General features: G+C 72.7%; 9 protein-coding genes and 1 pseudogene. 5 read left to right on the forward strand and 5 right to left on the reverse strand.

Annotation, left to right across the window (positions count from 1 at the left end):
- Positions 1–78: 78 nt before the first annotated feature.
- Positions 79–1,686 carry an MFS transporter gene (locus ACWDR3_RS45020; RefSeq protein WP_450358498.1) on the reverse strand — a complete coding sequence of 536 codons (1,608 nt, stop codon included), beginning with the start codon at positions 1,684–1,686 and terminating at the stop codon, positions 79–81.
- 261 nt (positions 1,687–1,947) lie between these two features.
- On the opposite strand from ACWDR3_RS45020, the gene ACWDR3_RS45025 reads away from it, so the two are divergent.
- Both ACWDR3_RS45025 and ACWDR3_RS45030 read left to right on the forward strand, forming a co-directional pair.
- Positions 1,948–3,228: a mannosyltransferase family protein gene (locus ACWDR3_RS45025; protein WP_450358499.1), complete on the forward strand. Its 1,281-nt coding sequence runs from the start codon at positions 1,948–1,950 to the stop codon at positions 3,226–3,228.
- 238 nt (positions 3,229–3,466) lie between these two features.
- Positions 3,467–4,489: a phosphatase PAP2 family protein gene (locus ACWDR3_RS45030; protein WP_450358500.1), complete on the forward strand. Its 1,023-nt coding sequence runs from the start codon at positions 3,467–3,469 to the stop codon at positions 4,487–4,489.
- Between the two features lie 136 nt (positions 4,490–4,625).
- Here ACWDR3_RS45030 and ACWDR3_RS45035 read toward each other — a convergent pair whose 3' ends face one another.
- The 4 genes from ACWDR3_RS45035 to ACWDR3_RS45050 all read right to left on the reverse strand — a co-directional run bounded on the left by ACWDR3_RS45035 (position 4,626) and on the right by ACWDR3_RS45050 (position 8,015).
- Positions 4,626–4,841, reverse strand: coding sequence for an I78 family peptidase inhibitor (locus tag ACWDR3_RS45035; protein ID WP_450358501.1), 216 nt, complete (start codon positions 4,839–4,841; stop codon positions 4,626–4,628).
- A gap of 345 nt (positions 4,842–5,186) precedes the next feature.
- Positions 5,187–6,170 carry a helix-turn-helix transcriptional regulator gene (locus ACWDR3_RS45040; protein ID WP_450358502.1) on the reverse strand — a complete coding sequence of 328 codons (984 nt, stop codon included), beginning with the start codon at positions 6,168–6,170 and terminating at the stop codon, positions 5,187–5,189.
- A 14-nt stretch (positions 6,171–6,184) separates the two neighbouring features.
- Positions 6,185–7,489 (reverse strand): ABC transporter substrate-binding protein, encoded by a 1,305-nt coding sequence (locus tag ACWDR3_RS45045; protein WP_450358503.1) that lies wholly within the window; start codon positions 7,487–7,489, stop codon positions 6,185–6,187.
- Positions 7,458–8,015 (reverse strand): hypothetical protein, encoded by a 558-nt coding sequence (locus ACWDR3_RS45050; protein WP_450358504.1) that lies wholly within the window; start codon positions 8,013–8,015, stop codon positions 7,458–7,460. Before ACWDR3_RS45050 ends, ACWDR3_RS45045 begins: the two co-directional genes overlap by 32 nt.
- 123 nt (positions 8,016–8,138) lie before the next feature.
- Here ACWDR3_RS45050 and ACWDR3_RS45055 point away from each other — a divergent pair, with 123 nt between their 5' ends.
- The 3 genes and pseudogenes from ACWDR3_RS45055 to ACWDR3_RS45065 form a co-directional block, all read left to right on the forward strand.
- On the forward strand, positions 8,139–8,612 hold the full coding sequence (locus tag ACWDR3_RS45055; protein ID WP_450358505.1) for a hypothetical protein: 474 nt from the start codon (positions 8,139–8,141) through the stop codon (positions 8,610–8,612).
- Positions 8,612–11,305 (forward strand): ABC transporter permease subunit, encoded by a 2,694-nt coding sequence (locus ACWDR3_RS45060; RefSeq protein WP_450358506.1) that lies wholly within the window; start codon positions 8,612–8,614, stop codon positions 11,303–11,305. Before ACWDR3_RS45055 ends, ACWDR3_RS45060 begins: the two co-directional genes overlap by 1 nt.
- Positions 11,302–11,967: pseudogene (locus ACWDR3_RS45065) on the forward strand (ATP-binding cassette domain-containing protein); the annotation flags it as partial. The gene ACWDR3_RS45060 and the pseudogene ACWDR3_RS45065, both read left to right, overlap by 4 nt.
- Positions 11,968–12,077: the final 110 nt, after the last annotated feature.

The raw sequence follows: 12,077 nt of genomic DNA on the forward strand, positions 1-12,077 counted from the left end.
GCCAGCGGCGAAGCACCCCCACAGGCGACGTCCACCCTTCAACATGCCCGCACGGGTGGGCGGGTGGGCCAAGGTTGGTTACGCCGAGACGCGGGACTCTGCGACGTCCCGAGGGGCCGGGACCTCGACCTTCACGCCCGGTTCCGCGCACTGCATCACCCGGGGCAGCCGCAACGCCATCACCGCGCCCAGCAGCAACAGCCCCGCGCTCACGAGCAACGTGACATGCAGACCGTGCACGAAAGAGTCCTGGGCCGCCCGGCGCAGCGCAGCGCCCCGTACGCCCCCAAGCCGCGCGGCCACGTCGTACGCCTCGCCCAGCGAATGCCCCGCCGCCTTGGAGGCCGCCGCCGGCACACCGGGAACAGCCGAAAGCCCGGGCGCGTACGCCGCGTTCATCACGCTCCCCAGCAGCGCGATCCCGATCCCCGCACCGAGCTGGTACGACGTCTCCCCCACCGCCGCGGCCCCGCCCGCCTGCGACGGCGGCGCCTCGCTCAGCATCGACTCGTACGCCCCGAAGAGCGTGGTCTCAAGCCCGAACCCCAGCAGCAGGAACCCGACCAGCAACAACCCCGTGTTGTCGGCACGGCCCATCGCGGTCAGCAACAACACCGCCCCGGCGGTCACGAGGAACCCGACACACACCATCCGCCGCGGCCCGAACCGCCGTAGCATCCGCGCCCCCGCCAGCCCCGCCGCCATCGCCGCGAACGTCAGCGGCAGCAGTCGTAGACCGGTCTCCAACGGCGAAAGCCCCAGCACCAGTTGGAGGTACTGCGCCGCGATCAGCTCAAGTCCCACCAGCGCCAGCATCGCCAGCACGATGCAGCCCACCGACGTACTGAACGCCGGTCGGGAGAACATTCCGAGGTCCACCAGCGGATGCGTACGCCGCCGTTGACGTCGTACGAAAAGAACCAGCAGCACCGCGCCCAGGACCAGCGGCGCCACCGTGAACACGCTGTCCACCGGCTCCCCGCCACCCAGCCGCTTCACACCGAACACCACGCCGAACAGCCCGGCCGCGGCCATCAGCGCGCCGACCACGTCCCACGGACCGTCGCCCGCGCCCCGCGACTCGGGCAGCAGCAGCCGGCCCACCGGCAGGCTGATCAGCATCAACGGGATGTTGACGAGGAAGACCGAACCCCACCAGAAGTGTTCGAGGAGAAAGCCGCCGAGGAGCGGGCCGACCGCCGCGCCCACCGCCGCGACCGCGCTCCAGATGCCGATCGCCAGCGCCCGCTCCCGCCGGTCGGGAAAGACCTGGCGCAGGATCGACAGCGTGGCCGGCATGATCATCGCCCCGCCGACACCGAGCAGCGCCCGCGCGAAGATCAGCACCTGCGCGTCGTGCGCGAGGGCCGCGAGGCCGGAGGCGATGCCGAACAGGCCGTAGCCGAGCAGCAGGATCCGTCTGCGGCCGACCCGGTCGCCGAGCGTGCCGAAGAGGATCAGCAGCGAGGCGCAGACGAGGGGATAGATGTCGACGATCCAGAGCAGCTCTATCGCGCCGGGCTTCAGGTCCTCGGTGACCGCGGGAACCGCGACGTGCAGCACGGTCGCGTCGACCGCGACGAGCAGCAGGCTCACACAGAGGACGACGAGGACGACCCAGCGGTTTGCACCGGCCCCGGCCGCCCGACGGCGCAGCGCAGCGGCGGCCGTGGTCGTCCCGGACATGTACGTACCTCCCAGATGTTCCCTCGCGTTCGGCGGGCACACAGGGTGGGGACTCCCCGTGATCTCGGCCGGAGAGGAGCGGTGGTCTCCGGCCCGCGCAACGAAGGCGAGTGACACGTCAGCGTACGCGAGTTCGCGCCACGGTCACGTGGCGGACCTCTCAGACTTGGCACCTAACCCGTGTGGCGTACGCCACTCCCCCTGACTTCGTCCACGCCGCGCCGGGCTCCCCGGTTCCGGGTGCCGTCGATAATCGAGCCCGTGACCGATCTTGAGACGCGCGCGGCGAGCGCAGGACCGACAGCCGCCCTGCGCCGCGCGGCCCCGGCCCTCCTGGGGTACGCGGCCGTACGCGCCCTGGGGCTGCTCGTGCTGGCCCTGTGGAGCGCCGCGCGCGGCAAGAGCGCGTACACGCTGCTGACGGCCCGCTGGGACGCCCTCTGGTACGTGCGGGTCGCCGAGGGCGGCTACGGCTACGAGGTGCGCCTGCCGAACGGCGACGTCCACTCGAATCTGGCCTTCTTCCCGCTGCTGCCCTGGCTGGAGCGGGGCATCGCCGCGGTCTCCCCGCTGTCCTACGCCGACGCCGGCTTCGTCGTCGCGCTGCTCGCCTCGCTCGCCGCGGCCTGGGGGATCTTCGCGGTCACCGACCACGTGTACGGCCGCCGGGCGGGCGTGTACGCCGTACTGGTGTGGGCCGTACTGCCGGTCGGGATCGTGCAGTCGATGGCGTACAGCGAGTCGCTGTTCACCGCGCTGGCCGCCTGGTCGCTGTACGCGGTCCTGACCGGCCGCTGGCTCACCGCCGGCACGCTGGCGCTGCTGTCCGGCCTGACCCGCCCGGTGGGGCTCGCGGTGGTCGCGGCGGTGTGGGCGGCGGGAGTCGTCTCCTTCATGTCCTCCCCGTCTGTCTCCTCCACGTCCGTCTCCTCGCGGACACGGCACCCTTTCGGGCGGGAGCGAAGCACGGCCGTCGCGCAGGGCGCGGGAGACCCGGCATGCGCCCCCTCCCCCGGGGACGGCCGTACCCACCCCGGCGCACCGGCCTGGCGACGCGCCCTCGCCATGCTCCTCGCGCCCTTGGGCGCCGCCGGTTACGTCCTGTGGGTCGGCCACCGCACCGGCAAGGGCCCGCTCGGCTATCTCGACGTCCAGGCGGGCTGGCGCAACGGTTTCGACGGCGGTTACGCCTTCGCCCGCTTCGTCGCCGACAAGTTCACCTCGATCCCGGGAGCGCTCGCCGGCGTGGGACTGATCGTCGGAGTCGCCCTTGTGGGCCGGCTGTACGTCACCTGTGTGCGGCAGCGTCAACCGCTCCCCCTGCTGGTGTACGCGGGTGTCGTCACCGTGCTCGCCCTGTGCGCGTCGAGCTACTTCGGCTCGAAACCACGCCTGCTGATGCCCGCCTTCCCCCTGTTGCTCCCCCTCGCCCTGGCCCTGTCCCGGCTGCGAACGCGCAGGTCGGCGCTGGTGCTGGGCGGCATCGCGGTGGCCTCGGCCGTGTACGGAGCGTTCTGGCTGAACGGCTCGGGACCACCATGATCGACTCGTGGCGCCCGGTGATGGCCAGGCCAAATCAACACCATCTCCAGGTGAACGAATTCATAAGTCCCTTTTAACCGAACCCTGGAATGATCAAAGGAATTGAAGGAACCGGTCATCCAACATTGCGGATTCCTCGGAAATAAACCCTCCCTTGAGAGGAATCCCACATCACATCGTCATCACAAAGCCGCTGATTCGCCCGGGAACTGAGCTCACTCGCTGTAACGTCGATTGGGTGCGTACCGAACGAACCCTCACCCGTCTGGACCGGGTGTTCGCCAGGCTCGACCGAGAGCCGGAACGCCCGGCCCACATCGATGTGCCGAAGATGAGCAGGCACAGGGTCGCCCTCCTTACCGGGACCCTGGCCTTCTATCTGGCGATCGTGTGGGCCGTGGTGACCACCTCGTGGCTGGTCCGCCTCGACTGGCAGGTCATGTTCTTCCGCCCCTACCAGCAATGGCAGGGCATCCACTGGTTCGTCGACTACTACGTGGTGCTCGGCCAGCGCGGCCCGACCGCGGTGATGGTCGCGGCCTGGCTGGGCTGGCGCTCCTGGCGGCAGCACACCCTGCGCCCGCTGATCACCCTCGGCGCCTCGCTGCTGCTGCTGAACATCACCGTCGGCGCCGCCAAGCTCGGCATGGGCCGCCTCGGGCCGCACTACGCGACCACGATCGGCTCGAACGAGATGGGTCTCGGCGGCGATATATTTCCGAGCGGTCACACCGCGAACGCTGTCGTGACCTGGGGAATCCTGGCCTATCTGGCCTCCAGCCCCAGGACCCGCCGCTGGCTGTCGGCCGTCTCCGCGGTCACCTCCCTGGGCGTCGGCATGGCCACCGTCTACCTCGGTACGCACTGGCTGAGCGACGTGATGCTCGGCTGGGCCGCCGGTCTGCTGGTCCTGCTCGCCCTGCCCTGGTGCGAGCCGCTGATCACCCGCGCCGAGACCGCGATCTTCGACCTGCGCGACCGCTGGCGGGCCCGCACTCCCGCCGGGGCGACCGCGCCGGCCCTCCCCGTGGGGACACCCGTGCTGGTCAAGCCGCACTCGACGGCGTCGGACGAGGCCGCGGCGCACGAGCCGGCCTCGGTCTCCCGCACCGCCCGGGCGCCCGTCTATCTGGCCCCGGGCCCGCACACCACGCGCGCGGAGCGCACGCCCGTCACCCCGGTCGGCAGCCGCCGTCCACCGCACGCGGACCGCGTACCGCGCGGCACCCCGGCCCCGGCCCGCCCGGCGACGGGCGGCTGACCGGCATCCGATCGGCGTCACGATCGACGGCACGGACGGCGGGGTCGGTACGCACCACCACCCCCATACGGCGAAGGCCCCGGTTCCTGGACAGGAACCGGGGCCTTCGCCGTACATCCGTAGGTCCGTATGCCGGTCAGCCCTTCCAGGCGCGGGCCACGCTGCCGTTCCTGACCTCGAAGTTCAGCCGGCCCACGCGGTACTCCATGGTGATGATCGCCCCCGGTGGCAGCGAGCGCACCGTGGACCACCCCCGCTCGCGCGCACGCCGCTCGGCGTCGGCCGCGGCGAGGCCGACGTATCCGTCCGGACTATCCTGGGGCTCCGCTGGTGGAGTCGGAATCGGTGCCATGCCGCCACGCTAGGCCCTGCCGGGCGGGCAGGGAAGCCGAGGCCGCGGCCATGGGTTCCGTATCCGTCTCCGGTCACGCTTCTGTCACAGGATCACGACACGCGTTTCGTCCGAACTCCGCCACCTGGCCGAGCGGTTCCGTACGCCTTCCGCCGGTAATCGAACGTAATTCCCGGGGGGCCTCAGGGCTCTTCTTATAGTCCGTCGGAAAGTGCCGCGAGAACTTCCCGAGACCGCCTCCGCGGGCACCGCCAGGCGTCCATTCCCGGCCGATTCCGCGCGGTCCCGCGGGAGCTGACGACGCATAGGAAATACACGGTTCCAGCACACAATCACCGCACCGCCTCACGGTGCCCGACCGGCTTCGGCCCGGGCCAGGGAACGGGTCAGCCGGTCACGGGCCGTCCTGATCGCCTCGGTGAGCTCGACCGGCTCCAGCACCTCGAACTCGAAGCCCATCAACATCACATGAATGACCATCACGTCGAGGCTCGCGGCCCCGGTGCGCAGAATGCAGGCGTCGGGCCCGTCCGCCTCCAGCTGCCCGGACGAGGGCGAGACGCGCTCGGCCGCCTCCGCCAACGGCACCAGCAACCGGACGACCGCGTGCGTGGCGTACGCGCGCGTGGAGACGCCCTTCGAGACGTACGCGGCGAGGTCATCGGCGGGCGGGGTGCGCGGGGCGAAGCGCGGGCCGTGCGGCGGCTTCGGGGTGATGCGGTCGACGCGGAACGTACGCCAGTCCACGCGCTCCAGGTCCCAGGCGACCAGGTACCAGCGGTGCTCGGTGCACACCAGGCGGTGCGGTTCGACGGTGCGGCGGGTGGGGGCGCCGTCGTGGCTGCGGTACTCGAAGCGCAGCCGTTCGGAGTCCCGGCACAGGTGGGCGATCTCCGTCAGGACGGCCGGATCCACGGCGGAGGGCCGGGGGCCGCGGAGCATCGGCACGGTGAAGGCGTTCAGGGCGCCGACGCGGCGGCGCAGCCTGGTCGGCAGAACCTGTTCCAGCTTGGCGAGGGCCCGTACGGAGGTCTCGCCGATGCCCTCGATGCCCTGCCCGGCGGCCGTGCGCAGGCCGACGGCGACCGCGACCGCCTCGTCGTCGTCCAGGAGCAGCGGCGGCAACTCGGCGCCCGCGCCCAGCTGGTAGCCGCCGCCGGTGCCCGGGCTGGCGTTGACGGGGTAGCCCAGCTCACGCAGCCGGTCCACGTCCCGGCGCACGGTGCGCGGGGTGACCCCGAGGCGGTCGGCCAGGTCGGCGCCGGACCACTCGCGGTGGGCCTGGAGGAGCGAGAGGAGGCGCAGGAGTCGTGCCGAGGTCTCCAACATGGTCGAAGTCTCTATCAAGGGCTGTACGGGAGTTGAGGCACCTCGAAACAAGTGCTGTTCATGTCCCCCTGCGCCACCCACCCCTTGCCGTCCTGCCAGCGGGCCACCGACAGACACGTCCTGCGCGTCTTGGGCGGTTCGGCGAGCCGCTCGAAGGAGACGGGAACCAGTAGGCAGTCGGCGGTGTAGTTCTCGCTCCGATTCATGAAGCCGTCGACGCACGCGCGCGCGAGGCCGGTCCTCGTCCTCGCGCACGACTTCGCCGCGTCCGTGAACCACATCCCGGCCGCCCAGCCCTCCAACTGCCACTGGGAGTGCGTCTTCAGGCCCTTGGTGGCGTCCCGGAACTCCCGTACGGCCGGGTCGGACGTGTCCTCGAAGTCGCGGCTGGACCCGGTCGCCCACAGCGCGTTGCGGCAGCGCGGCGCGTCCTTGTAGTCGTCGGGGACGGTGGACGTCCAGTTCTGCACGTTGGTGACCTTGGCGATGACGTTCGCGCCGACCTCGTCCATGGCCTCGCACAGCTGCGCGTTGCCGTGCGTGTCGATGGCGTCGAAGACCAGGTCGGCGCCCTGCTGCTTCAGATCGGCCGCGACGGCGCGGAAGTTGGGCAGCGCGAAGTCGACCTGCTCGGTGACGACCTTGTAGCCCTCGGCCCGCAGTCCCTGCTCGACGAGCCGCGCGTAGGCGGCGGAGGCGGCCTGGTTGTACGACACGACGGCGGCCGTACGGGCGCCCTGCTCGCGCTTGAAGTACCGGTAGACCTCGGTGCCGCCGTACAGCTTCCCGCCCCAGCCCGGGGTGCCGGCGCGGGGCGCGAGGCTGCCGTAGATGCCGTAGAGGTGCGGCCAGGTGTCGTAGGCGGCGCCGATGGGCTGGCCGCCGATGTCGGGCACGCGCGCGTGGGAGACGCGGGAGGCGCCGGCGTAGTCCAGCGCGGTGGTGGCGACCAGGGCGACCACCTTGTCCTCGTCGATCAGCCGGTGCACGCACGTGTTGTTGCCGACCCCGCTGCCGCCGTCGTCGCACTCCCGCACCTCCACGGGGTGCCCGTCGATGCCCCCGCGCGCGTTGAGGCGGTCGAACCACGCCTTGGCGCCGTCGCGCGGGCCGGTGAAGGTGTCGCCGCCGACCGGGCTGGTGACGCTGGTGATGATGCCGACGCGGATCGGCGCGGTGTCGGTGCGCGCGGGTGCGGGCGTACGCGTGCCCGACCCGAAGTCGCTCTCCGGCAGCCGGCTGCCGCACGCCGTGCCCAGCAGGAGCAGCGCCGCGGCAGCCGCCCCCTCAGCAGCCCGCCGCGGGCGACTGCGAGGCATCGCCGCTCAACGCCACCAGCGCGCACAGGGTGTTGACGGACACCTTCCAGGTGCCGTCCTGCTCGACCGAGGTCCCAGAGGCCTTCGGCAGGGCGGTGGCGCCGTTGAGGGTCAGGTTGTACGTCACGGTCGCCTCGTCCGCCTTGGTGAACTCGACCGTGGTGACCTCCGCCTGCACCTGTCCGCCGCGTTCGTCGCCGTTGAAGGCCCGCAGGACCGGTCCCATCTTGTCGCCGTCCTCCAGGACGGCCTGTTTGTCCTTCGTGGAGAACTTCGGGTCGAAGAACTTCTCCCAGTTGGCCTTGACCTGTCGCTCGGCCGCCGCCGGGTCGGCGGGCGCGGTGGCCGCGGGCTCGCTGGCCGGCGCGCTCGTCGTCTCCGCCACGGACGGGGTGGGGGGTGCGCTGTCGTTGCCGCCGCTGTCGTCACTACAAGCGGCCAGGACCGGAGCGAGCGCCAGCGTCACAGCGACCGCACCCGCCCTCCATCGGCCGTTCCCCCGCCTGAGGTCGCTCCCGAGAACCATCTGGCTCACCACCGGGTGTCGGTCCGGGCTGGGCGCACCCGGTGCTTTCAGGGTCAGCTGACAGAAGGCATAGTGCAAGCCATTGGCTGACATGGACAGACTCATGACGTGTGGGAGCCAGAAATGCGGACAGCCCGACTGCGGAGCGTGCATCCCGTCCTGTGGGCCGGCTGGGCCGCGCTCGCCGCGGGCGCGGTGCTGTGCGTGATCGGCTGGTACGGCATCTCCGGCGAGCGCTACGCCGAGCGCCAGCTGCCCTACCTCGCCTCCTGCACGATCCCCGGCGCGGCCCTGATCGTCGCCGCCGCGGTGCTGCTCACCCACGGCCGCACGACGGCCGCCGCCGCGCGCGTGGACGAGCTCTACGGCCTCCTGATCGACGAGCCCGCCGACGCCGACGAGTCCGGTCCCGCGGTCACCGCGCCCCTGGCGGTCAGCGGGGACCTGCTGATGGTGCCGGGCGGCACGCTCTTCCACCGCGCGGACTGTCCGCTGGTGGCCGGGAAGGCGGAGGCGGTCCCGGTGGACGCCAAGCTGCTTGCGAGCGGTGAGCTGGGGCCCTGCCCCATCTGCGAGCCCGCCGAAGAGACCGACTGATGTCGTCACTGACGTACGACCTCACGCTCGCCGGGCTCTCGGTCGGCAGCGCCGCCGCGCTCACCGGGATCGGCCTGATCGTGACGTACCGCGCGACCGGGGTGCTCAACTTCGCGCACGGGGCGATCGCCATGGTGTGCGCGTACGTGCTGCGGCAGTGCGTGGTCGAGTGGGGCTGGCCGCTGTGGCCGGCCGCGACGGTGACGCTGGTGGTGCTGGCCCCCGCGCTCGGTGTGGTGCTGGAACGGTTCGTCTTCCGCCCGTTGGCGATCCTGGGCGGCGATCCCGCGCAGACACTGGTCGCGTCGATCGGGGTCTTCGTGCTGCTGGTCGGCGGGGCCGCGCTGGTGTGGGGCCAGGGGGCGCGGGACGACGCGCCCGAGCTGGTGTCGGCGGACCCCTGGGGGCAGTTGGCCGTCGTCCTGGTGCTGGCCGCCGGGGTCGGGGCGGTGATCCGCTGGACGCGCTTCGGGCGGGAGCTGCGGGCCGTGGTGGACGACCGGCGGCTCGCGGTGCTCGGCGGGATCGACGCGGACCGGGTGGCCGCCGCGGGCTGGGCGTTCGGGGCGTTCACGGCGGGCCTGACGGGCGTCCTGCTGGCGCCGTACGTCCGCCTCGACCCGTACGGGCTGCCGCTGCTCGTCATGGAGGTCGTGGCGGTCGCGGTGGCCGCGCGGATGCGGAGCCTGCCGGTCGCCGTGGTGGTGGCCCTCGGGATCGGGGTGGCGCAGAGCCAGTTGACGCGGCTGCATCCCTCCGGCCGGAGCGAGCAGTTGCTCCAGGCGGTCGGCGCGAACCTCTTCGTCGTCGCCCTGCTGGTGGCCGCCCTGGTGCTGCCCCGCATCGGCACCCGCGACGCCCTCCCCCGCACCGCCACCGCGCGCGTGTCCACACCGCCGGGCGCGTGGATCGTGGCGGTGGTGCTCTTCCTCCTCCCGCTCGGCTTCGCGGGCTCGGACCTGCATACGTCCGTCCAGGTGCCGGCGCTGGGTGTGGTGCTGCTGTCCCTGGTGGTCGTCACCGGCCGCGGCGGCCAACTCGCCCTGGGGCAGGCGGCGTACGCGGGCCTGGGCGCCCTGTTCACGGCGCTCCTCGCGGCGGGCCGCTTCCCCGGCCTGCCCCGCCTGCCCGAACTGGCCGCGCTCGCGCTGGCGGTCGTCCTGGTCGCGCCGCTGGGCCTGCTGACCGGCTGGCCCGCGATCAGCCGCCGGGGCCTCGCGCTGGCGCTCGCGACCTTCGCGGTGGGTGTCGGCGTGAGCCGGTTCGTGTTCGCGCAGCCGTACGCCACGTCCGGACTCTCCCTGGACCGCCCGGCGGGCTTCGACGGCGACCGCGCGTACTACGTCCTGGAGTTGGCCCTGCTGGCGGCCGCCCTGCTGGCCACGCACGCCTTGCGCAGGGGCCGTACCGGCCGGGCCCTCGCGGCCATGCGGGACCACGAGTCGGGGGCGTCGGCGGCGGGCGTCCGCGTCCCGTCCCTCAAACTCCTCGCGTTCGTCTCCGGCGCCGCCCTGGCCGCGCTCGGCGGCGGCATGCTCGGCATGGGCCTGCGTGCCTTCGACCCCGGCGCCTACGACCCCGTACGCGGCCTCCTCTGGTTCGCCGCGGTCGTGGTCCTCGGCGCGGACAGCACCCTGGGCGCGCTGGCCGCGGCGGCCCTCCTGGTCGGCCTGGACGCGGGTGCGCGGGGCGGGGTGGCGGCGGCGTTGATCGGCGTACTGGCGGTACTGGTCGGCCGCTTTCCCGGGGGGCCGTACGAGGCTCTGCGGACGGCTGCGGGGCGGCTGCGACTGCGGCGGGGGGTGACGCTGACCGCGGTGGGGATGCGGGTGCGGGCGAGGGTGCGACCGGTGGAATGGCGAGCCGATGTCCCGCGCACCCCGACCCCCGACCGGGCCGGCACCGCCACCTCGGCAACCCTCGCGACTTCCAACTCCCGGATCTCGCCCACCCCGTCCATCTCGACTCCCGCCGTCTCCCCGCGTGCCCCCGCCCTCTCCGCCCGCGCCCTGCACGCCCGTTACGGCGGATTCACCGCCCTCGACGGCGTCGATCTCAACGTTCGGCCCGGGCAGGTCACCGCGGTGGTCGGGCCCAACGGGGCCGGGAAGAGCACCCTGTTCCACTGTCTGGCCGGGACCGTGCGGCCCGCGCGCGGGGAGGTGCGTTTCGGGGGGCGGGACATCACGCGCCTCGCGGCGCACGCCCGTACCCGGCTCGGAATCGCGCGGACGTTCCAACAGCTCGCCGTCTTCCCGTCGTTGACCGTGGCCGAGAACGTCCGCGTGGGTGCCGAGCAGGGTCGCCTCGCCGATCCGGACGCCGTGGAGCGGGCCCTGCGCCTGTTCGGACTCGACGGGCCGGTACGGGCCCTGCCCGCCGCCGGACTGCCCACCGGCACCCTGCGCCGCGTCGAACTCGCCCGGGCCCTCGCCGGCAGCCCGCGCGTGCTGCTGCTCGACGAGCCGGCCGCCGGCCTCGACGACACCGAAGTCGCCGCCATGGCCCGGGTGCTGAGGGCTCTGGCGGCCGACGGCACCGCCCTCCTCGTGGTCGAGCACGACCTCGATCTCGTCGCCGACCTGGCCGACGTCGTCCACGTGATGACGGCCGGCCGCATCGTCGCCTCGGGCCCCGCCGACCACGTCCTGGAGACCCTCGGCACGCCCGGCATCCGAGAGGCCGGTGTATGACCGACTCCCGCGCGACGCCGACGACTTCCACCTTCGTCTCCCTGCGCCACGCGCGCGTGCGCTACGGCCCCCTGGAGGCCCTGCACGGCATCACCCTCGCCGCGCCCGGCCCCGGCCTCACCGTCCTGCTGGGCCGCAACGGCTCGGGCCGTACGACCGTGCTGCGCGCGCTGGCCGGGACCGTGCCGTTGTCCGGCGGGGCGGTGGTGTGGGACGGCGTCGACGTGACGCGGCTGCCGGCGTTCGAGCGCGCCCGCCGCGGACTGTGCCTGGTCCCGGAGCGGCAGGCCGTGTTCGGCTCGCTCACCGTGCGCGAGAACCTGGAGCTGGCCGCGAGCGACCACTCCCCCGCCCTCGACGCCTATCCGCAGCTGCGGCCCCTGCTCCAGCGCCGGGCCGGCACGCTCTCCGGCGGCGAGCAGCGCATGCTCGCCCTCTCCCGCGCCCTGCTGGCACACGCGCGCGTGGTGCTCGTCGACGAACCCGCGCAGGGCATGTCACCGACGGTCGCGGCCCGCACGTACGAACTGCTGGCCGCGCTGGACGCATGCGTGATCGTCGCCGAACAGCGGCTGCCGCCCGGGCTCCAGGACCGCGCGCCCGTCTTCGTGCACGAACTGCGCCGCGGCACGGTCGTGTTCAGCGGGGAGGCGGGCGAACTGGAGCATCAGGCATCAGGGGTCCAAGGCGGCGAGTACGGGGATGGAGGGCAGGTTCCCGACGGAGACCGCGGCGAGCGCGGCGACGCCCGCGTGCACGGAGAGCAGATTGT

The sequence above is a fragment of the Streptomyces sp. NPDC001002 genome (assembly GCF_053599215.1).